The organism is Mesorhizobium sp. FG116, from assembly GCF_057809835.1.
Map to the genome: position 1 here is coordinate 103,112 of NZ_JBMDKS010000006.1, position 19,946 is coordinate 123,057.

A 19,946-nucleotide genomic window follows, 5' to 3' on the forward strand; every position below is an offset into this window, starting at 1 on the left:
ACAGCCAGCCCCGCCGGTTGCGCCCTTATTCGGCGGGCAGCGCGGCCTGTTGGTTTTCAACCCGATACTCGGCCCAGGCCTGGCGAAGGATCTGCACCGAAGACGTCAGGAAAAGGCCCGCCATCATCGCCGCGACCGCAAGGTCCGGCCATGCCGACGAGGTTCCCCAGACGCCAAGCGCCGCCGCCATCACCACGACATTGCCGATGGCATCGTTGCGCGAGCAGAGCCAGACCGAGCGCACGTTGGCGTCGCCATCCTTGTAGGGCAGAAGGAACACCACCGAGGCAACGTTGGCGGCGAGCGCAAGCAAGCCGATGAAGCCCATCACTTGCGCACTCGGCACGCCCAGTATCAGCGTCTGGTAGACGGTCGAGCCGAACACCCACACTGCCATCAGGCTGAGCGACAGGCCCTTGAACAGGGCGGCAGTCGCCCGCGTGCGCAGGCTCGCCCCGATCACGGCAAGGCTCAGGCCGTAGGTTACGGTGTCGGCGAGGAAGTCCAGCGCGTCGGCCTTCAGCGCCTGCGAACCGGCAAGCTGCCCTGCGGTCATCTCGGTCAGGAACATCGCGCCGTTGATCGCGATGACCGCCCACAAGATGCGCTTGTAACGGCTGTCCATGCCGTCGAAAACCGGCACGCCGCCGGAGCAGCAGGTGTGGCCCGAATCCGCCGCAACCGGGTGCTTGTCCGCATGGGAATGCCCGTGATCATGCGCGCATGAATGGCCATCTTCGTGCGCATGGGCATGGTTGTGGTCATGGTCGCAAGTACTGGAATGGGAGTGGGAATGCGGCGCCTTCCCATCCGCGTGATCATGGCCGCAACACTGTTCGCTCATCTTTGGTGACTCCATTTGAAAATCACCGTAATCTCTCTAGTCACTAGAGGATCAAGAGGAATTTTCATGGCCTTTTCAATTGGTGAGCTGGCGCGGCGCGCGGACCTCAAGGTGCCGACGATCCGCTACTACGAGCAGATCGGCCTGATGCCGGAGACGCTGCGCACCGAGGGCCAGCAGCGCCGCTACGGCCAGCCCGCGGTGGCCCGCCTCGCCTTTATCCGGCACGCGCGCGAACTCGGCTTCGAGGTCGATGCAATCCGCACCCTGCTTTCACTGCAGGACAAGCCCGACCATTCCTGCGCGCAAGCGGACCACATCGCCAAGGAAAGGCTGAAGGAAGTGGACCAGCGCATCGCCAGCCTCAAGGCGTTGCGCAAGGAGTTGCAAAAAATGGTCGAGGAATGCGCGCAAGGGCGCGTCGGCGATTGCCGCGTCATCGAAACGCTGGCCGACCGCTCCCATTCGCACAAGGATTGGAAAGAGGCCGTCGGGTGAACCGACGGCGATTGCCTAGTTCACGCGGCTGATGCAGAAGTCGATGACATCGATCAGCGCCGACTTCTGCGGCGTGGCTTCCAGCGGCGCCAGCGCATCGCGGGCGATTTCGCCGAAGTGTCGCGCCCTGCCGATGGTATCGGCAATCGCGCCGTGGCGCGCCATCAGGCCGATTGCCTTTTCCAGGCCGGCGTCGTCGGCAACATTGTCCTCGATCGCCTTCTTCCAGAAAGCCCGCTCGGCAGCCGAACCGCGCCGGTAAGCCAAGATCACCGGCAGCGTCACCTTGCCTTCGCGGAAATCGTCGCCGACATTCTTGCCGAGGTCCTGGCTCGATCCGCCGTAATCCAGCGCATCGTCGATCAACTGGAAGGCGAGGCCGAGATTCATGCCGTAGGAGCGCAATGCGGCGCGGTCGGTGCGGGACGCATTGGCAATCACCGGCCCGACTTCGGCGGCGGCTGAAAACAGCGCGGCGGTCTTGGCCTTGATGACGGCGAAATGCTCGTCCTCGGTGGTCTCCAGGTTCTTGGCAGCGGCAAGCTGCATGACCTCGCCCTCGGCGATGATCGATGCGGCCGACGACAGGATGTCGAGCGCATCCAGCGATCCGACATCGACCATCATGCGGAACGCCTGCCCCAGCAGGAAGTCTCCGACCAGCACGCTTGCCTGGTTGCCCCAGATCATGCGCGCGGTCTTCTTGCCGCGCCGCATGCCGCTCTCATCCACCACGTCGTCATGAAGAAGCGTTGCGGTGTGCATGAACTCGACGCTGGTGGCGAGCTTTATGTGGCTGTCGCCCGAGTAGCCGAACATCTGCGCCGCAGCCAGCGTCAGCATTGGGCGCAGGCGCTTGCCGCCCGATGAAATCAGGTGATTGGCAACCTCGGGGATCATCTGCACGTCCGAGCCGGCCTTGGACAATATAAGCTCGTTGACGCGCCCCATATCCGAAGCGGTCAGATCGATCAGATCCTTGATTGAAGCGGCTTCGCGCTTGCCGCCTTCGAGATTGACAACAATACCCAACCAGAACTCCCGTCCGAAAAAAGCCTGCGACGGCGCTTACCCACCGCGCCAGACTCTAGGGAGATGGCGCAAATACGGCAAGTGGCGAATTGGCGCGGCGTCCGCGCCAAGGGTTTCCCTTTGCCCGATGCACCATTAGGTTGGTGACATGGCAGCCCCCTCCCGGATCGCGAGAGCCACAGCATGATCAAGAACCTCGCTTCACGGCTGTGGTGGTCGTTTTCGACGACTGGCCTGCTTTTGGGCACGCTGTTCTTCGCGGCCTCCTTCACCCCTTCGCTGATCCCGCGCGCCTATCTGGTGCAGGGCGTCCTGGCCGGCTTCTCATTCGGCGCCGGCTACGGCATCGGCGTCTTTGCGTCGTGGCTGTGGGCTTATTTGGAACTGCCGCAACCCAAGGGCAACGCCGGCGCGTGGATCAAGCAAGGCGCTTCGGCAATCTGCGCGCTGGTCGCGCTGGTGTTCCTGTGGAAGGCAACCGGCTGGCAGAATTCGATCCGCGACCTGATGGGCATGGAGCCGGTCGACAGCGTCTATCCGCTCAGGATTGCGCTGATCGCGCTTGTCACATTCGCGCTGCTTCTTGTCGTCGCCCGCCTGTTCGATCTCACCCTTCGCGTCATCGCCGGATGGCTGCGCCGCTACGTGCCGCGCCGCGTTGCCAACGTCATCGGCGTCGCTGCGGCGCTCGCCATCTTCACCAGCCTGGCCAATGGCGTGCTGCTGCGTTACGCGCTGCACGTCGCCGACAGTTCCTACCGCGCCTTCGACGAACTGATCGAAACCGACGCGGTGCAGCCGACCGACCCGACCAAGACCGGAAGTGCAGCCTCGCTTCTGGACTGGAACGACCTTGGCCGCGCAGGTCGCGAATTCATCGCCTCAGGCCCGTCAGCCAAGGATATCGGCGCATTCCTCGGCCACGAAGCGCGCGAGCCGATCCGCGTCTATGCCGGCCTCAATTCCGCCGAAACGCCCGAAGCGCGCGCCAGGCTGGCTCTGGACGAATTGAAGCGCGTCGGCGGTTTCGACCGTTCCGTCCTCGTCATCGTCACGCCGACCGGCACCGGCTGGGTCGATGCGGCGGCTATGGATACGCTGGAATACCTGCGCGGCGGCGATGTCGCCAGCGCCGCGATCCAGTATTCCTATCTCGCAAGCTGGCTCTCTTTGCTGGTCGAGCCGGGCTACGGCGGCGAAGCCTCGCGCGCGCTTTTCCACGAAATCTACGGCTACTGGACAACGCTTCCCAAGGACCACCGGCCCAGGCTCTACCTCTACGGCCTCAGTCTCGGCGCGATGAACACCGAGCGTTCGAACGAGCTGTTCGAGGTTCTGGCCGATCCCTACCAGGGCGCATTGCTGAGCGGCCCGCCCTTTTCCAGCAGCATCTGGCGCTCGATCACCAACCGCCGCAACGAAGGCTCGCCGTTCTGGCTGCCGCGCTTTCGCGACGGCTCCTATGTGCGCTTCACCAGCCAGCAAAACGCGCTTGCTATCCCCGGCGCGCATTGGGGACCGATGCGCGTGGTCTATCTCCAGTACGCCAGCGATTCCGTCACCTTTTTCGATCCGCTCTCCCTCTATCGCGCGCCGGAATGGATGAACGAACCGCGCGGGCCCGACGTCTCGCCGTCGCTGCGCTGGTATCCCGTCGTCAGCTTCCTGCAATTGCTGGTCGATATGGCCACCGCCACCACCGCCCCCATCGGCCACGGCCATGTCTACGCGCCGCAGCACTATATCGACGCATGGATCGAAGTCACCGACGTCAAGGACTGGTCCGCCGCGGACATCGACAGGCTGAAGGCGCATTTCCAGTCGAAATGACCGAGGCGCGGCACTGGCGCTCGGCCCCGCTTGCGTTTACATCGGCGCGGCAACCTGCGAACCTGCGCCATGATTGAACTTGTCCGCACCAACGACGCCGTCATCATCTCCTTCGTGGAGTCCCTGATGCGCGACGCCGGCATTGCCTTTCTCGTCGCCGACCAGAACATGAGCGTGCTCGACGGCTCGCTCGGCATCCTGCCGCGCCGCATCCTGGTCGATGCCGAAAAGGCCGATGCCGCACGCAAGATCCTCGTCGACGCCGGCATCGCCAACGAAATCCGCGAACCATGAGCACCGAGGCCGATCTCGACGTGATGCCGGCCCACACCGTGGATGCCTTCCATCGCGGGCGGTTCTGGCTGGTGCAGCCGGCCAAGAGCGGCCACCGCGCCGGCATGGACGCCATGATGCTGGCGGCGGCAGTTCCCTCCGGTTTCGCCGGACGGCTGGCCGATTTCGGCGCTGGCGCGGGCGCCGCCGGCCTTGCCGCGCTCACCCGCTGCTCCAACGCCAGCGCCGTCTTGGTCGAGCGCTCGCACGAGATGGCCGCCTTTGCCGACGCCACGCTCGCCCATCCCGCCAATGCCCATCTCGGCCACCGCGCTTCGGTGCTGCGCGCCGACGTCACGCTCGCCGGCAACGCCCGCAACGCCGCCGGCCTTGCCGACAATTCGTTTGATTTCGTCATCATGAACCCACCCTTCAACGCCGCCTGGGACAGGGCCACGCCCGACGATCTCAAGCGACAGGCGCATGTCATGGAAGACGGCCTGTTCGAAAGCTGGGTGCGAAGTGCGGCCGCCGTCACGCGCCCGCGCGGCGGCATCGCCATCATCGCGCGGCCGGAATCGCTGCGCCCCATCCTCGATGCGCTATCCGGCCGTTTCGGCGACACCGAGATCCTCGCCGTGCATCCGCGCGCCGATGCCGCCGCCATCCGCATCGTCGTCCGCGCCATCCGCGGCGCGCGCGGCAAGCTCTCCATCTGCCCGGCCCTTGTCCTGCACGACACGCCCGGAGACGGCTTTTCCCAGCACACCGACATGATCAACAACGGTCTGGCGTCGCTTTTCGGCGATTGACGGCATTGCCGTTGCCATCTGAATCCCTACATGCCTCGCAGGACCATGGAGACTTTTCATTGAAGCGCCTCATCAATCGCCTGCTGCCGAAATCCTGGCGTTCCACCATCGTCACCATCCCAGTCGTGCGGTTGCACGGCGCCATCATGTCGGGCGGCGGCCCGATGCGATCCTCGCTTTCGCTCGCCTCCAGCGCCGGACTGATCGAGAAGGCCTTCGCCTTCGACGCGCCGGCCGTCGCGCTCTCCATCAATTCGCCGGGCGGCTCGCCGGTGCAGTCGCGCCTCATCTTCAAGCGCATCCGAGACCTCGCCATCGAGAAGAATAAGAAAGTGCTGGTGTTCGTCGAGGATGTCGCAGCTTCCGGCGGCTACATGATCGCGGTTGCCGGTGACGAGATCATCGCCGACCCCTCCTCCATCGTCGGCTCGATCGGCGTCGTCTCCGCCTCTTTCGGCTTTCCAGAACTGATGAAGAAGATCGGCGTCGAGCGCCGCGTCCACACAGCCGGCAAGAACAAGTCGGTTCTCGATCCCTTCAAGCCGGAAAAGAAGGAAGACATCGACCGGCTGAAGGCGCTGCAACTCGAAATCCACGACACCTTCATCGATCTGGTTCGCACCCGGCGCGGCGCAAAGCTGAAGGACGATCCCGACATGTTCACCGGCCTGTTCTGGACCGGCAAGAAGGGCCTGGAACTCGGCCTCGTCGATGCGCTTGGCGACATGCGCTCGGTTCTCAAGGAACGCTACGGACCTAAGACCCAGCTCAAGCTCATCAGCGCCCAGCGCGGCCTGCTGTCCCGCTTCTCGCCGTTCGGTTCGAGCATCGGCGCGGCGCACATCGCGGCATCGGCAGCCGATGGCTTGATCGATGCGGCACAAGAACGCGCGCTTTGGTCACGCTTCGGCCTTTGAAAAGACGCGGGAAACCATTACGATGACAAGCTACCCGACCCAATCGGCCTCGCATGCCGACATAGTGCCGGAGGAGTTTTGACATGCCGCAGATCATTTTCTTCGCCATCGTCGGCGTCGTTGCCTATGTAGGCTATCGCACCTTCGTCAAGGAGGCCGAGCGCGTCACCGCAAAAATCCGCCGCGCCGAGAAACAGGCCGCAAACGGCACTCACGGCACGCTGGTCAAGGATCCTGAAACAGGCGAATACCGGCTGTCCAAGGATTGAGTGCGCTTCAGCCTATGATGACGCCGGCTGAGCCGCTGGCCGAGGCTGTGCTCGCGCCTGCCAAGGTCAACCTTGCATTGCACGTTACCGGCCGTCGGCCCGACGGCTATCACACCATTGAAAGCCTCGCCGTGTTCACCCGCTTTGGCGACCGGCTCCATCTGGAACCGGCGGCCGCGGATGCGTTTTCGATCACCGGCCCGTTCGGCCCCGGCCTGCCTGACGACGAGACCAATCTCGTCCTGCGCGCCCGCGATGCGTTGAGGCTGGCCAGTGCGTCCAACCTGCCGCCCATCTCCATCCGCCTCGAAAAGAACCTGCCCGTCGCCTCAGGCGTCGGCGGCGGTTCAAGCGATGCGGCTGCCGTCCTCAAGGCACTGAACCATATCTGGAATTGCGGGCTCGGGCAGCGTGAACTGGCCGAGATCGCCCGTTCTCTGGGCGCCGACGTGCCGATGTGCCTGTCAGCCAAGCCGTTGATTGCGACCGGCATCGGCGATGTGGTCGAGCCCATATCAGGCTTCCCGGCGCTGGCGCTGGTGCTGGTCAATCCGGGCGTTGCGGTATCAACCCCCGACATTTTCCAGAGACTTGAGCGGCGCGACAATGAAAGCCTGCCGCCCCCACCCTCGAGGATCGATTTTCATTCGCTCCGCAACTGGCTCGAGACGACACACAACCATCTCGAACCCACTGCGCGCGGCATCCAGCCAACGATTGGCGAAGCGCTTAAGGCGCTGGACAAGGCCGGTTCGGGATTTTCACGCATGTCCGGTTCCGGCGCGACCTGTTTCGGCCTTTTCGAAACCGGCAACGTCGCCAAGCGCGCCGCCGTTGCCATCAGGGCCAGGCACCCCGGCTGGTTCGTCGCTGCAACGCGCAGCATTGCATGGGAGGGCAACGATGGCGTCAGCTAACCAGGGCCGCGCGTTCATTCCCGTCGGCATCGCCCTGCTGACCGTTTCGGATACCCGCACGCTTGCCGATGACAAGTCCGGGCAGACGCTCGCCGACAGGATCGTGGAAGCCGGCCACATCCTCGCTGCCCGCGACATCGTCACCGACGACAAGGACAAGATCCGCGACAAGGTTCTCGCATGGTCGAAGGATGACGGCATCGACGTCATCATCACCACCGGCGGAACCGGTTTCACAGGCCGCGACGTCACGCCGGAATCGCTGGAACCGATCTTCGAAAAGCGCATGGACGGCTTCTCGGAAGTCTTCCACCGCCTGTCCTACGACAAGATCGGCACGTCCACGATCCAGTCGCGCGCCACCGGCGGCGTCGTCAACGCCACCTTCGTCTTCGTGCTGCCCGGTTCGCCCGGTGCATGCCGCGATGCGTGGGACGGCATCCTGAAAGCCCAGCTCGACTACCGGCACATGCCGTGCAATTTCGTGGAAATCATGCCGCGCCTCGACGAGCACCTGCGCCGCAGCGGGAAGTGAAACCACTCAACTTCGCGGTGATCGACCGACGCGTCGTCAGGGCCTTCTGAACCCGGTCGGCCCACCATAAAGATAGCCGATGCGGTCGATGGCGTCGCGCAGGCCCTCCCGCGACACGAGCATGGTATGACCGTTGGCGTGGATCATGTTTTCACCATCGGTCATGATGGCGACGTGACCCTTCCAGAACACCAGATCGCCCCGCCGCAGGCCGGAAAAATCCGCGCCCGGATCGAGCGGCGCGCCAAGTCCTGCCGCCTGCATGTCGGAATCGCGCAGCACGTCGCGGCCCGCCATGCGCATCGAAAGCTGGACGAGGCCGGAACAATCGATGCCGAAGCCGGATACGCCGCCCCACAGATAGGGCGTGCCAAGGAAGGTCTCTGCCACCGCAACATAGTCGGCGGCGCGGTCCGCCACCGGCATCAGGTGCTTGGCGATCACCGCCTGTCCATTGGCCAGAACGGCATATTGGGTGCCGCGCGTTTCGGCTGCACCCGTCACCGTCACCGCCGAACCCATCGACAGTTCGCCTGCCCTTGGAAAGCGCAGGTCCGGGCCGGGATAAAGAAAGGTGCGCGGCACAGACACTACATGCGTCGGTTCAACGTCGCGTCCGGCTAGATCGCTTTCCCGGACATAACCGACATAGCCGTCGCGTTCGGCCTGCACCCAGGCAAAGCCGCCGGCCTTTTCAAAGACAAGCACGTCGTCGCCGAAAAGGAACTGCGTGTTGATGCCGGAATCAGGCCGCGCGGCCTTCAGCACATCGGCAACCGGTACGGCGATCCTCGCCGGCGCCCCTGCCACGAAGCGCTCGGCAATGACCTCACCTTCAAGGCGGGCATCGGCCAGATCGGGACGAAAGGCATGCAGGCGGGTGTCGCGAACGGTCAAGAGAATCTGCCTTCACAAAGGACGATCATAGGGGGAGATCAAGGGCCTTGGCGATGATATCATCGCCGAAGCGCTCGACATAGAGCGCGCCTTCCACGGTGCGGCGGATCAGGACGTTGCGCTTGTCCTTCTCGTCGCGATGGCGCGACACAAGCTTCATTGCCCCCATCGTGTCCAGCGCGCGCGTAATCACCGGCTTGGTGACGTTGAGCTTGGCGGCCAGCCCGCGCACCGTATGCGGCGGCGCGTCGAGATAGATGGTGAACAGGATCGCCATCTGGCGCATGGTCAGGTCCGGCGCATCGTCCTGCACCGCGTGCAGCGCCACCTGCTGCCACAGTCGCAATGCCTGGATCGGACGGATGGTAATCGCCATGCGCCCATCATCGCCGGAAATTGTTTCGGTTCCGTTTCATTCCAATGGGCCGCCGCAATTCAGGTCAGGACGAGCCGAGAATGGCGTCTTTCGAGAACCGGAGCGGAGTGTACATTCAGTACATGAGCACCGGAAGCGCAGAAAGACGCCGTTCGCAGGCCGTCCTCACCTGAACTTACCCGAAGCGGTCCACAATCACCTTTTCCAGCGCACGAATGCCCTGCGCCTCGCCGCCAGCGGGCCCATGCGGGCGATCGACCGGGTTCCAGGCAAAGATGTCGAAATGCACCCAGGCGTGCGTCTTTTCGACGAAGCGCTTGAGGAAAAGTGCGGCCGTGATCGACCCGGCGAAACCGTCGCTGGTGACGTTGTTCATGTCGGCGATCTTCGACGACAGCTTGGCATCGTAAGCTCGCCACAGCGGCATGCGCCACAGCGGGTCCTCCACCGCCACGGATGCGCTGGAAAGGTCCGAGGCCAGCTTTTCGTCGTCCGTATAGAAAGGCGGCAGGTCCGGCCCGAGCGCCACTCGCGCAGCCCCGGTCAGGGTCGCCATGTCGACCAGCATCTGCGGTTCGTCCTCGTCGGCCAGCGTCAGCGCATCGGCAAGGACAAGGCGGCCCTCGGCGTCTGTGTTGCCGACCTCTACCGTTATGCCCTTGCGGCTCGTTAGCACGTCGCCGGGACGGAAGGAATTCGCGGCGATGGAATTCTCCACGGCAGGGATAAGGACGCGCAACCGGACCTTCAGCTTGGCGGCCATGATCATCGAGGCCAGCCCCAGCACATTGGCCGCGCCGCCCATGTCCTTCTTCATCAAGAGCATGCCGGAGGCCGGCTTGATGTCGAGGCCACCGGTGTCGAAGCACACGCCCTTGCCGATCAGCGTCACCTTGGGGGCTGACTTGGAACCCCAGCGCATGTCGATGAGGCGCGGCGCCTGCGAAGACGCGCGCCCGACCGCGTGGATCATCGGGAAATTCTTGCGCAGCAGGTATTCCCCGGCCGTCACCCTGACATCGGCATCATAGATTGTCGCAAGGTCGCGCACCGCCTTTTCAAGCGCATCGGGGCCCATGTCGTTGGTCGGCGTGTTGACGAGGTCGCGCGCGAGAAAAACGCCGTCGGCAATACGACGCACCCTTGCCGCGTCCGCGCCAGCCGGCAATCCGAGGCGCACGGCGCGGCTCGGCTTCTTGCCGTAGCGCGTAAAGACATAGCCGCCCAGGACAACGGCGAGTGCCGCGAGTTCAGGGTTCTGCGGCGCCGTGGCGAATTGCCAGTCTCCCTCCGGCAGAGCCTTTGCCAAAGCGCCGACCGTCAACGCGCCTTCGCCCTTGCCGACACCGAACAGCGCGCCGCTGACCCCGCCCCCCTCACCCGGAAGGACGAGAACCTTGCCCGCTTCGCCTGAAAATCCGTTGGCCTTGGCCCAGACCACCGTGGAAAGCGAGAGCCCCGCCGTCTCCAAACTGTCCTTGGCCACAAGGTGAACCGGCAAGGCCTTGGCAAATTTGTTCGGCGCCAGCTCAACCGCCATTTTTCCCCCTTTTGACCCGAGCCCCGAGTCGGCCTTGTTAACCAACGGTTAGGGTTAACAGAATATTTCTGACCAAGGGAAGTCGGCCATTCGAATGGCCGCAGCCACGAACGGAAGGTCTAGCTCCCATGCTGCTCACGCGCACGAACACCGCGACATATGGCCGTTTGCTTGCAACCACATTTGCAGTCGCCTTGATGGCTGGTGTTGCCGGCTGTGTATCGACCAGCAAGATGACCACGGGTTCGATCTCTCGATCCAGCGGCCAGCCGATCGAAACGATGTCGACCGGTCAGTTGCGCGACGCTGCGGCGAAACTGGGAAGCTCCTACGCCGCCAATCCAAACGACAAGTCAACCGCGATCAAGTTCGCGACCGTGTTGCAGATGGACGGCAACGCCGACCAGTCGCTGGCGGTCATGCGCAAGCTTGCCATCGCCTATCCGAAAGACCGGGACGTCCTTGCAGCCTACGGCAAGGCGCTCGCCGCCAACGGCCAGCTTGAGCCGGCACTTGACGCCGTGCGCCGGGCGCAGACACCGGAATATCCCGACTGGCGGCTGATGTCGGCCGAAGGCGCGATCCTCGACCAGATCGGTCAGAAGGAAGACGCGCGCCAGATCTACCGCAAAGCGCTCGACCTCAAGCCGAACGAGCCATCCATCCTGTCCAATCTCGGCATGTCCTATGTTCTAAGCGGCGACCTCAAGACCGCCGAGACCTATCTTCGGTCAGCAACCCAGCAGCCGAATTCTGACAGCCGGGTGCGCCAGAACCTTGCGCTGGTGGTCGGGTTGCAAGGCCGTTTCGAAGAGGCCGAGCAGATTGCCTCGCAGGAACTGTCGCCCGAGCAGGCGCAAGCCAACGTGACATACCTGCGCTCGATGCTTTCGCAACAGAATGCCTGGAGCCAGTTGAAGGCGCAGGACGGCGAAAAGCCCACCACCAACTGACACGGTTCGACCCGCCTACCGAACTAGGCTGTGAATTTCGAATGAAACAAAAGGCCGTTCCGGATCATCCACGGAACGGCCTTTTCAGTTTGCCGGCGCTTTCGCTCTATTGGGCAGTGTTCGTATCCGACGAGGTGTTCTGCTGGTCGCCGAAGATGCCGCGCTGGCTGATCTGGATGCCGGCCGGGCCAAGGATGATGGCAAACAGCACCGGCAGGAAGAACAGGATCATCGGCACCGTTAGCTTGGGCGGTAGGGCTGCGGCTTTCTTCTCAGCCTCGTTCAAGCGCATGTCGCGACTTTCACTCGCGAGCACGCGCAAGGCATGCGCTACCGGCGTACCGTAGCGCTCCGCCTGGATCAGCGCCTGAGACACCGACTTGACGGAGTCCAGACCCGTGCGCGTGGCGAGATTTTCATATGCCTGACGACGCTCCTGGAGGTACGAAAGTTCCGCGTTCGTCAGGACGAATTCCTCGGCAAGCTCAACCGACTGTACGCCGATTTCATCGGCAACCTTGCGCATGGCCGCCTCGACCGACATGCCAGACTCAACGCAGATGAGCATGAGATCAAGCGCGTCCGGCCAGGCCATCTGGATAGACTGCCTGCGTTTGGTAGCCCTGTTGGAAACATAAAGGATCGGCGCGTAGAAACCGGCATAGGCTGACACCACGCACACAAGGACTTTCACCATCATCGGCTTTTCCGCCAGATAGCCGAGGCCGAAGATGATCAAGACAGCCAACGCCAGGCCCACGAACGGCAGGACAAGGCGGAAGAAGAGGAACTTGGTCAGCGGATTCTGGCCACGGAAACCCGCCACGCGGAGCTGGCGCATCGTGCCTTCGTCGGCCAGCAGGCGTCGCAGGTCGAGCCGTTCGACGATGTTGCGCATGCCAACCGACTGCTCTTCGCGCAGTCCGCCCCCTCTGCTGCGCTTCTCGGCATTTGCGGCCAGCCAAGCGCGCTGCTTGGCGCGCAGTTCATCGCGCTCCAGTGCAACAGATTTCATGCGGGCCTTCAGTTGATTGCCGCCGAAAGCCGGAAGCACCGTGAAAACGGTCGCAAATACGGCAATGCCGACGAGCAGCGCGATCAGGAAGGTCGGATCGGTTAGGGTCTTGATGACTTGGTCGGTCATGGGTGCCTGCTCATCAATGGGCTCTGTGTGCCGGGGTCCAGTCGTGACCCTACACGTCGAAATTCATCATCTTGCGCATCACGAAAATGCCGATCGACATCCAGAATGCCGACACGCCGAGAATGAGGTGGCCAGTGCTGGTGGTAAACAGCGGCATGATGTAGGTCGGACTGCTCAGGTAAACGAGAAGACCCACGATGAACGGCAGCGCGCCGATGATTGCGGCCGATGCCTTGGCTTCCATCGAAAGCGCCTGGACCTTGGCCTTCATCTTTTTGCGGTCGCGCAGCACGCGGGACAGATTGCCCAGCGCTTCCGACAGATTTCCGCCCGCCTGCGATTGGATCTGGATGACAATGCCGAAGAAGCTGGCTTCCGTGCACGGCATCGTTTCCGGCATGCGTAGCGTCGCCTCGGGTATCGAAAGCCCCATCTGCTGGGAATCGACGATGCGCCGGAATTCGGTTTTTACCGGCTCGGGCGATTCGTTGGCAATCAGGCGAATTCCGTCATTTAGCGGCAAGCCCGATTTGACTGCGCGGACGATGACGTCGAGCGCGTTTGGGAACTCCTTGAGAAAAGCCTTCACGCGGCGCCCACGCCGCAGCGAGACGAACCAGCGCGGCAGACCAAAGGCGCTGACGACAAGGACACCCGGCAAAACGATCAACGGCAGCCCGGCTATGAAGGCGAGCAAGGTCACGACAAGCCCGCACACAACCGAATAAAGATAAAAGCGCTCGATCGTGACATTCATGCCGGCCTGGCGGATCTGCACCTTCAGCGGCGGTTTCTTGACGTTGACGTTCTGGGCGCGCTGCTTGTCATCCAGCTCCTTCAGCGAGTCCTGCACGGACTTGCGCCGCCTGGCAGCTTCGGCCACGCGATCGCGTGAAGCCTTGACAACGGCCCGGTCCGTCTCGGCTGCCTTGATCGATTGCAAACGCTTTCCGACGTTCTTTTCGTCGCTGATCCTGCTGAACAGAAACGCATACGCGACGGCGCCGGCGCTAAGGCCGGCAAGCAACACGAATGCCAATACTGTACTGTCAATTCCGAACATGAATGTCAGGCCCCAGCTGCCGGGTTCGTTCAGTCAGCGCGCTTCTCCATCGCTTCAAGAGCGTTGGCGAGGCGCTGCTCCTCGCCGTAATAGCGGGCGCGGTCCCAGAAGTGAGGCCGGCCGATACCCGTCGACACATGCTCGCCGACCAGGCGTCCGCTCGCGTCCTCGCCCTTGATGTTGTAGACGACCAGGTCCTGGGTGATGATGACGTCGCCTTCGAGGCCGATCACCTCGGTGATGTGGGTAATGCGGCGCGAACCGTCACGCAGGCGGGCAGCCTGCACGATCACGTCGATGGAACCGACGATGATCTCGCGCACCGTTTTCTGCGGCAGCGAATAACCGCCCATGGCGATCATCGATTCCATACGGTTCAGGCATTCACGCGGGCTGTTGGAGTGGATCGTGCCCATCGAGCCGTCGTGACCCGTGTTCATCGCCTGCAAGAGATCGAACACTTCCGGTCCGCGCACTTCGCCGACGATGATCCGCTCGGGGCGCATACGCAGGCAGTTCTTGACCAGATCGCGCATCGTCACCTCGCCCTCGCCTTCGAGGTTGGGTGGGCGCGTTTCAAGGCGCACGACGTGCGGCTGCTGCAATTGCAGTTCGGCCGAGTCTTCGCAGGTAATGACGCGCTCGTCGCGGTCGACATAGTTGGTCAGGCAGTTGAGCAGCGTCGTCTTGCCGGAGCCCGTACCACCCGAAATCACGACGTTACAGCGCACGCGGCCAATGATCTTCAGGACCTCGGCGCCCTGTGGCGAGATGGCCCCGAACTTGACCAACTGGTCGAGCGTCAGCTTGTCCTTCTTGAACTTACGAATGGTGAGCGCGGTGCCATCGATGGCCAGTGGCGGTGCAATGACGTTGACGCGCGAACCATCTGGAAGACGCGCGTCGCAGATCGGCGATGACTCGTCGACGCGGCGTCCGACCTGGCTGACGATGCGCTGGCAGATGTTGAGAAGCTGCTGGTTATCACGGAAGCGGACGCCGGTCTGCTCGACCTTGCCGTTGACTTCGATGTAGACGTTGCGCGAACCGTTGACCATGATATCGGCAATGTCGTCGCGCGCCAGGAGCGGCTCCAGTGGGCCGTAACCCAGCACGTCGTTGCAGATATCTTCGAGCAGTTCCTCCTGCTCGGCGATCGACATCGCGAAGTTCTTGATCGCGATGATGTCGTTGACGATATCGCGAATTTCTTCGCGCGCGCTTTCGGGGTCGAGCTTGGCAAGCTGCGAAAGATCGATGGTGTCGATGAGCGCGGCAAAGACCTGGCTCTTCGTATCATAGTAGCTTTCATTGCGCTCGCGTTGGGTAGACCTTGGCTCCGGGGCCATGGGCGGCGCTTCGATTGCGCGGCGCGGCGTTGCCTGCGCGCTCGCCTCCATGGGCTTGGCTGCAGCCAAGGCGGCCTGCCCGTCACTCGTCTTCTGCGGCGCAGATGCAGGGGCCGGCCGGGGTGCCACCGGCCTGCTGGCATCGTCGTTGCCTCTTTTGCCAAACATGATCGACTACCCGTCCCGCCCAGCGACAGTTACTTGCCGCGTTTCAACTTGCCCAGGATATTGCCCAGCCCGGCTCTTTTCTTGACCTTGATCTCGCTGCGCCCCGTCAGCACATGGGCTATCTCGTTGATCGTGGCGACGACCGGGCTTTTTGTGTCCATCTCGCCAAGCATGCGTCCGTTGTTGGCAGCGTTGCCGAAGAGTTGCGGCTCAAAGGCTATGACCGCCATCGGCGTGATGCCGAGTGGTTCGGCAAAATCCTGGGCCGTGATCTCGGGCCTCTTCGGCACCCCGGCCTGATTGATGACCAGCTTCGGCGGCGGATCGTTGGGGCGCAGCCGCTTCAGCATGTCCATCAGGTTCTTGGTGTTGCGAAGGTTGGCCAGCTCTGGCGTCGCGGTGATGATGACCTCATCCGCCTTCATGAGCGTGGTCTTGCTCCAGCCGCTCCAGATATGCGGAACGTCAAGCACAAGGATCGGCGCGGAGCGCTGCGCCGTGTCTATGATTTGCGAGAATGCGTCGGAATCAAAGTCGTAGACACGTTCCAGCGTCGAGGGCGCAGCCAGCAGCGACAGGTGTTCAGCGCACTGCGCAAGCAGGCGATCGAGATAGACCTCGTCGATCCGTTCCGGCGAGAATACGGCTTCCGCGATGCCTTGCGCCGGGTCCTGGTCGAAATTGATGTTGGCGGTGCCGAAGGCGAGATCGAGATCGGCCACAACCACTTCGGACTTGAACAGGGAAGAGACCGCCCAGGCAACATTATGGGCGATGGTGGAAGATCCCACGCCGCCCTTGGCGCCGACAAAAGCGATGGAGCGGCCAATCGGCTCGGCCTCGGGGTCGACGAAAATCGTCGAGACGACGCTTACGATATCGGCCATCGACACCGGAGCTATGACATATTCCGAAATGCCGTTGCGGATCAGTTCGCGATAAAGGCCGACGTCGTTGTAGTGTCCGATGACGACGACCTTTGTGCTGGGGTCGCAGTATTCAGAGAGCTGCCCCAGTTGCTCAAGCAACTGTTTGGGCTCGCTGCGCGATTCGAGCAGGATCAGGTTTGGCGTCGGCGCGGTCTGGTAGAATTCTATCGCGGTCGGGATGCCGCCCATGTGAACCTTCACATGGGCCTTTGCCATGCGGCGATCTTCGGCCGCCCGTTCGATCGGATTGGCAACGCCGTCGGTGTCACAGAATGCTTGGATGGAGATGCGCGGTATCGGCCGCAGCGCCTGCAGAGCGGAGATTTCGCGCTGCGCGAGCTCGCCTGCATCGTCCGTTGGCTCATAGGCAAGATTGCTCATGATAGTGCTCTTTCCTTGACTTCGCGCGGCCTAGTACTCGACTTCCGAAGTACGGATGAATTCGTCCGGGATGCCTCGCTTGCGGTAGGCGTCGATGACCTCGCTGCGGTTCTCCGCATCGATCGTCGTACGCTTGCGCGGACCAAGAAGATCTGCAGGATTTGCGATCTGCGCGGCCAGGTTGTTCTGGTAGGAGCAACCGAAATTGGCGTAATGCTTGTTCTCGGTCGTTTCCGTAATGTCTTCCGGCCAGCGTCCGCACTTGTCTGTGTGCGCGCGGATCGAGGTGTAGACCAGCCTTACCGGCGCCGACGTTTCTATCGACGTAGCCTGGTATGACACCATCGCGATGCGATCACGGCGTACGCCGTTTGCGGTCGCGAGCTTCGCGAAATCGCGGGCTGCCGATCTGGCGGCCAGTTCGTTGGCCGAGCCCGACGGTACAGCAATCGTCAGCACGGGCGCGGCGCTCATGTCGTAGCCGTCATAGAAACCCAGCAGAACCTGGCGCTGCGACTGGGTCATGCCCTTGGCCGAGGCGGCCACCGGCAGGTCGAGCTTCTGGTCCTTTTCCGAAATCATTATCGGATGATTGGTGCGATAGTCGTCGGGGATTGCGCCGACGACCACGCTGTCACGGTGTGCGCATCCCGCCAGCAAGGCGGTAGCGATGACAACCAGGGCTGGCAGCGCCGGCTTGAACCTGATCATACCGGTTGACCGCTTAGCCGAAGCAGTCGTCCCCATCTGGAAACCTGTCTTGGACATGCCCGTTTCCCCGCTCATTTGTAGATGAAGCCAACAACGCCGTGATAGCGTCCTGCGGGCCTATCCGTCTGCATGGTGCCGTAAACCCGGTTGACGCGGCCGAGGAACATCCCGGCGCCGTCGCTTGCTGCATTGAAGTTGTCGTCAGGCTTGGCAAGGTCGTTCCGAGCGACCGGGCGAGCCAGATAAGGTGTGATGATGATGACCAGTTCGGATTCGTTGCGGACGAAATCCCGGCTGCGGAACAAGGTACCCAGTACCGGGATCTTGGTGAGGCCCGGCATCCCGTTGACCGCCTGGCGGATATCGTCGCGAACCAGACCCGCGATCATCATGGAGCCGCCTGACGGCAACTCGACAGTGGTGTCGGCCAGTCGCTTGCGGATCGAGATGATGTTCGAGTCATGCATGGAGATCGACGCTTCGGTCGTCGGCTCGGAGACAGACGTCCTGACCTTCAGGCTGATGCGCCCGGCCGAAAGAACCACCGGCTGGAATTCGAGACCGATGCCGTATTCGACCGTCCTGTGCGTATAGGAACGCTCGGACGTGCCGTCGTCGTTCTGCTGGTTGCTGGCCTGGCTCAGGATGTTGTATTCGCCGCCTACCTTGAACGTGGCCTTTTCGCCCGAGATGGCGGTCAATGTCGGTTCGGCCAGCGTCTTCATCACGCCCGACTGTTCCATGGCGTTGAAGTAAGCGCGCAGGTCCGAGTTTCCGACTGTCAGGTTCGAGTCGGAAAGAACCTTGCCAAGGCCCGGATAGGTCTGGCTCAGCGCGCTCCACATGATGCCATTGCTGCCGCCGTTGCCGATCATGTTGACGCCAAGCTGCTTCATGACCGAGCGGCTGACTTCCGCGACCGTGACCTTCAGGGTGACCTGGTCTTCGCCCATGATCTGGAGCATGTTGATGATGGCGCTTACTTGACGCTCTGAGTCCGGATTGTCGATATCGACGCCACCATTGGCGGACCCGCCGGCGGCAGTCTGGGAATATTGGCCTGTCGTTGCTTCGCCGCCCTTGACGAAGGCCTGGGCCAATTGGCTGGCGCGCTTAGCGTCCAATGGCGTCTCGACCGTTCCGGTCAGGACGACGTTGTCGTTCAGCAATTCGACCTTGATGTCCGAGCCCGGAATAAAGCGCTCGAGATAATCTTCGAGGCCGGCAACATCGCGCTCGACAGCGAGGTCGAGGCTCACGATCTGTTCGCCGTTCGGCCCAAACACGAAGATGTTGGTTTCACCGACCGACTTGCCGAACAGGTAGATGCGCCGCGAGGTGCGAGTTACCGCATCGGCAACGGAAGGATTGGCCACCAGGATATCGTAAGCGTCGCTCGGCAGGTCGATGACGACGGATTTGTTGAGCCCCAGCTTGACGCGTTGGTTCGCCGTCGTGGCGCCCACCCGGGTGCCTCCCGCCGCATTCGCATCGGTTGTCGGAAGCGTGCTCGCGCCAACGAACAACAGGGCCAGTGTTGCGGCAAGCGTGGCCGGCAGTTTGCGATATGACATCATTTCCTTGCCCCCACTTCGGAAATTTCGCCTGATCTGATCAGCCGGACCGTGCCGCGGCGACCTGCGCCGTTCACGAGATAGTCGGCCTGGTCCAGGTTCGTCTCCTGCGTGTCCTTGATGGATCGCAGCGCCAGCGTCAGCCTGTCAGCCATTTGCTGGGCCACGGTGATGATCTCGGCCTGTTCGGGCGTGAGCTCCAGGGTTGCCGTCTGGCCGACCCTGGTCTTCTTGCCTTCCTCGTCTTCCTGGATGGTCTGGTCGATTGCCAGTACGCGAATGTTCTTCAGGATGGTTTCGGTGCTGAAACCAGTGCCACCGCCGGCCGCATCCGCGCGGCGGGTCATGATGACGTCGACAAAATCGTTCGGCAGGATGAAGCCGCCTGCGGACGTGTCTGCCGCAATCGATGTCGCCACGGCCCGTGCACCCGCGGGCAACATCGACGACATGAAGCTTTGACCTTCGTCGATCAGCTTGATCCGCCTCAACGGTTCGCCGCTATACATCGACATGCGCGCAACCGAGCCTTTCAGCTTTTCGATCGCGTCGGGTTCATTGGCTTTCGTAATGAAATTGGGGTCGATTGTGCCGGAAGGCCAAGCAGCCCATTTTATGTTGTCGCCAAGCGGGCTTCCCATCGCGACGTCTCCCGACAGGACAGCCACTTCCTGTACTGGAACGGAGGGAGACTGCGGGCCGGGGCTAACAACGACCTGTGCCGGCGGAGGCGCCACCATGTTCTTGGCGACAAAACCCGCGCCGCCCGCCGCGACTGCGGCCACGCCCAGAATTATCAATCGGGATGCAGGCATCTGTTTGAACCTCGCCCTTGGCAATCCATTCAGCCAGGCGAGACTTTGCAGCCGCAATCGTCAAATTATGGTTAATGCAATGCTTACGAATGTGATTAATTTAACGTTTATATAAATTG

At 62.4% G+C, this 19,946-nt stretch carries 21 protein-coding genes; 9 read left to right on the top strand and 12 right to left on the bottom strand.

Features of this window, described 5'->3' with window-relative positions:
• Positions 1-25 precede the first annotated feature (25 nt).
• Positions 26-844, bottom strand: a complete 819-nt coding sequence (locus tag ACODTY_RS07455; protein WP_488993652.1) for a cation efflux transmembrane domain-containing protein — start codon at positions 842-844, stop codon at positions 26-28.
• 66 nt (positions 845-910) lie between these two features.
• On the opposite strand from ACODTY_RS07455, the gene ACODTY_RS07460 reads away from it, so the two are divergent.
• Entirely contained in the window at positions 911-1,342 is a 432-nt protein-coding gene (locus tag ACODTY_RS07460) for a MerR family transcriptional regulator (RefSeq protein WP_488993653.1), read from the top strand.
• Between the two features lie 15 nt (positions 1,343-1,357).
• Here the strand turns inward: ACODTY_RS07460 and ACODTY_RS07465 are convergent, their stop codons facing one another.
• Positions 1,358-2,374: a polyprenyl synthetase family protein gene (locus ACODTY_RS07465; RefSeq protein WP_488993654.1), complete on the bottom strand. Its 1,017-nt coding sequence runs from the start codon at positions 2,372-2,374 to the stop codon at positions 1,358-1,360.
• Between the two features lie 183 nt (positions 2,375-2,557).
• Between ACODTY_RS07465 and ACODTY_RS07470 the strand changes: the two genes are divergently transcribed.
• From ACODTY_RS07470 to moaB, 7 genes are all read left to right on the top strand, one after another.
• Positions 2,558-4,204: an alpha/beta hydrolase gene (locus ACODTY_RS07470; protein WP_488993655.1), complete on the top strand. Its 1,647-nt coding sequence runs from the start codon at positions 2,558-2,560 to the stop codon at positions 4,202-4,204.
• 69 nt (positions 4,205-4,273) lie between these two features.
• Entirely contained in the window at positions 4,274-4,498 is a 225-nt protein-coding gene (locus ACODTY_RS07475) for a putative signal transducing protein (protein ID WP_488993656.1), read from the top strand.
• Positions 4,495-5,289: a tRNA1(Val) (adenine(37)-N6)-methyltransferase gene (locus ACODTY_RS07480; RefSeq protein WP_488993657.1), complete on the top strand. Its 795-nt coding sequence runs from the start codon at positions 4,495-4,497 to the stop codon at positions 5,287-5,289. Before ACODTY_RS07475 ends, ACODTY_RS07480 begins: the two co-directional genes overlap by 4 nt.
• Positions 5,290-5,348: 59 nt before the next feature.
• Positions 5,349-6,206, top strand: coding sequence for a S49 family peptidase (locus tag ACODTY_RS07485; protein WP_488993658.1), 858 nt, complete (start codon positions 5,349-5,351; stop codon positions 6,204-6,206).
• An 83-nt stretch (positions 6,207-6,289) separates the two neighbouring features.
• Positions 6,290-6,475 (top strand): hypothetical protein, encoded by a 186-nt coding sequence (locus tag ACODTY_RS07490; protein ID WP_488993659.1) that lies wholly within the window; start codon positions 6,290-6,292, stop codon positions 6,473-6,475.
• A gap of 17 nt (positions 6,476-6,492) precedes the next feature.
• Positions 6,493-7,392 (top strand): 4-(cytidine 5'-diphospho)-2-C-methyl-D-erythritol kinase, encoded by a 900-nt coding sequence (locus ACODTY_RS07495; protein ID WP_488993716.1) that lies wholly within the window; start codon positions 6,493-6,495, stop codon positions 7,390-7,392.
• Positions 7,379-7,927 (top strand): molybdenum cofactor biosynthesis protein B, encoded by a 549-nt coding sequence (gene moaB / locus ACODTY_RS07500; protein ID WP_488993660.1) that lies wholly within the window; start codon positions 7,379-7,381, stop codon positions 7,925-7,927. Before ACODTY_RS07495 ends, moaB begins: the two co-directional genes overlap by 14 nt.
• A gap of 36 nt (positions 7,928-7,963) precedes the next feature.
• Here the strand turns inward: moaB and ACODTY_RS07505 are convergent, their stop codons facing one another.
• From ACODTY_RS07505 to ACODTY_RS07515, 3 genes are all read right to left on the bottom strand, one after another.
• Entirely contained in the window at positions 7,964-8,824 is an 861-nt protein-coding gene (locus ACODTY_RS07505) for a C40 family peptidase (protein WP_488993661.1), read from the bottom strand.
• A 25-nt stretch (positions 8,825-8,849) separates the two neighbouring features.
• Positions 8,850-9,200, bottom strand: coding sequence for a MarR family transcriptional regulator (locus ACODTY_RS07510; protein WP_488993662.1), 351 nt, complete (start codon positions 9,198-9,200; stop codon positions 8,850-8,852).
• Between the two features lie 175 nt (positions 9,201-9,375).
• Positions 9,376-10,740: a leucyl aminopeptidase family protein gene (locus ACODTY_RS07515; RefSeq protein ID WP_488993663.1), complete on the bottom strand. Its 1,365-nt coding sequence runs from the start codon at positions 10,738-10,740 to the stop codon at positions 9,376-9,378.
• Positions 10,741-10,868: 128 nt separating this feature from the next.
• On the opposite strand from ACODTY_RS07515, the gene ACODTY_RS07520 reads away from it, so the two are divergent.
• A complete protein-coding gene (locus ACODTY_RS07520; protein WP_488993664.1) occupies positions 10,869-11,693 on the top strand; it encodes a tetratricopeptide repeat protein in 825 nt (274 codons plus the stop codon).
• 106 nt (positions 11,694-11,799) lie between these two features.
• Here ACODTY_RS07520 and ACODTY_RS07525 read toward each other — a convergent pair whose 3' ends face one another.
• The 7 genes from ACODTY_RS07525 to cpaB are packed head-to-tail and all read right to left on the bottom strand — an operon-like array spanning position 11,800 to position 19,827.
• Entirely contained in the window at positions 11,800-12,837 is a 1,038-nt protein-coding gene (locus tag ACODTY_RS07525) for a type II secretion system F family protein (protein WP_488993665.1), read from the bottom strand.
• Between the two features lie 49 nt (positions 12,838-12,886).
• Positions 12,887-13,900 (bottom strand): type II secretion system F family protein, encoded by a 1,014-nt coding sequence (locus tag ACODTY_RS07530; RefSeq protein ID WP_488993666.1) that lies wholly within the window; start codon positions 13,898-13,900, stop codon positions 12,887-12,889.
• 29 nt (positions 13,901-13,929) lie between these two features.
• Positions 13,930-15,417: a TadA family conjugal transfer-associated ATPase gene (locus tag ACODTY_RS07535; RefSeq protein ID WP_488993667.1), complete on the bottom strand. Its 1,488-nt coding sequence runs from the start codon at positions 15,415-15,417 to the stop codon at positions 13,930-13,932.
• Positions 15,418-15,446: 29 nt separating this feature from the next.
• Positions 15,447-16,727 carry a CpaE/TadZ family protein gene (locus ACODTY_RS07540; RefSeq protein WP_488993668.1) on the bottom strand — a complete coding sequence of 427 codons (1,281 nt, stop codon included), beginning with the start codon at positions 16,725-16,727 and terminating at the stop codon, positions 15,447-15,449.
• A gap of 30 nt (positions 16,728-16,757) precedes the next feature.
• On the bottom strand, positions 16,758-17,495 hold the full coding sequence (locus ACODTY_RS07545; protein ID WP_488993669.1) for a CpaD family pilus assembly protein: 738 nt from the start codon (positions 17,493-17,495) through the stop codon (positions 16,758-16,760).
• A gap of 14 nt (positions 17,496-17,509) precedes the next feature.
• Positions 17,510-19,015, bottom strand: a complete 1,506-nt coding sequence (locus ACODTY_RS07550) for a type II and III secretion system protein family protein (protein WP_488993670.1) — start codon at positions 19,013-19,015, stop codon at positions 17,510-17,512.
• Positions 19,012-19,827, bottom strand: coding sequence for a Flp pilus assembly protein CpaB (cpaB, locus tag ACODTY_RS07555; RefSeq protein WP_488993671.1), 816 nt, complete (start codon positions 19,825-19,827; stop codon positions 19,012-19,014). Before cpaB ends, ACODTY_RS07550 begins: the two co-directional genes overlap by 4 nt.
• Between the last annotated feature and the right edge of the window lie 119 nt (positions 19,828-19,946).

What these genes read in the sequence shown, in the direction of transcription:
- ACODTY_RS07520 (WP_488993664.1), top strand. Translation starts at nt 10,869, where the DNA reads ATGCTGCTCACGCGCACGAACACCGCGACATATGGCCGTTTGCTTGCA.
- ACODTY_RS07545 (WP_488993669.1), bottom strand. Translation starts at nt 17,495, where the DNA reads ATGTCCAAGACAGGTTTCCAGATGGGGACGACTGCTTCGGCTAAGCGG.
- ACODTY_RS07490 (WP_488993659.1), top strand. Translation starts at nt 6,290, where the DNA reads ATGCCGCAGATCATTTTCTTCGCCATCGTCGGCGTCGTTGCCTATGTA.
- ACODTY_RS07455 (WP_488993652.1), bottom strand. Translation starts at nt 844, where the DNA reads ATGAGCGAACAGTGTTGCGGCCATGATCACGCGGATGGGAAGGCGCCG.
- ACODTY_RS07460 (WP_488993653.1), top strand. Translation starts at nt 911, where the DNA reads ATGGCCTTTTCAATTGGTGAGCTGGCGCGGCGCGCGGACCTCAAGGTG.
- ACODTY_RS07530 (WP_488993666.1), bottom strand. Translation starts at nt 13,900, where the DNA reads ATGTTCGGAATTGACAGTACAGTATTGGCATTCGTGTTGCTTGCCGGC.
- ACODTY_RS07475 (WP_488993656.1), top strand. Translation starts at nt 4,274, where the DNA reads ATGATTGAACTTGTCCGCACCAACGACGCCGTCATCATCTCCTTCGTG.
- ACODTY_RS07515 (WP_488993663.1), bottom strand. Translation starts at nt 10,740, where the DNA reads ATGGCGGTTGAGCTGGCGCCGAACAAATTTGCCAAGGCCTTGCCGGTT.
- ACODTY_RS07480 (WP_488993657.1), top strand. Translation starts at nt 4,495, where the DNA reads ATGAGCACCGAGGCCGATCTCGACGTGATGCCGGCCCACACCGTGGAT.
- ACODTY_RS07540 (WP_488993668.1), bottom strand. Translation starts at nt 16,727, where the DNA reads ATGAGCAATCTTGCCTATGAGCCAACGGACGATGCAGGCGAGCTCGCG.
- ACODTY_RS07525 (WP_488993665.1), bottom strand. Translation starts at nt 12,837, where the DNA reads ATGACCGACCAAGTCATCAAGACCCTAACCGATCCGACCTTCCTGATC.
- ACODTY_RS07550 (WP_488993670.1), bottom strand. Translation starts at nt 19,015, where the DNA reads ATGATGTCATATCGCAAACTGCCGGCCACGCTTGCCGCAACACTGGCC.
- ACODTY_RS07495 (WP_488993716.1), top strand. Translation starts at nt 6,493, where the DNA reads ATGACGCCGGCTGAGCCGCTGGCCGAGGCTGTGCTCGCGCCTGCCAAG.
- moaB (WP_488993660.1), top strand. Translation starts at nt 7,379, where the DNA reads ATGGCGTCAGCTAACCAGGGCCGCGCGTTCATTCCCGTCGGCATCGCC.
- ACODTY_RS07510 (WP_488993662.1), bottom strand. Translation starts at nt 9,200, where the DNA reads ATGGCGATTACCATCCGTCCGATCCAGGCATTGCGACTGTGGCAGCAG.
- ACODTY_RS07535 (WP_488993667.1), bottom strand. Translation starts at nt 15,417, where the DNA reads ATGTTTGGCAAAAGAGGCAACGACGATGCCAGCAGGCCGGTGGCACCC.
- ACODTY_RS07470 (WP_488993655.1), top strand. Translation starts at nt 2,558, where the DNA reads ATGATCAAGAACCTCGCTTCACGGCTGTGGTGGTCGTTTTCGACGACT.
- cpaB (WP_488993671.1), bottom strand. Translation starts at nt 19,827, where the DNA reads ATGCCTGCATCCCGATTGATAATTCTGGGCGTGGCCGCAGTCGCGGCG.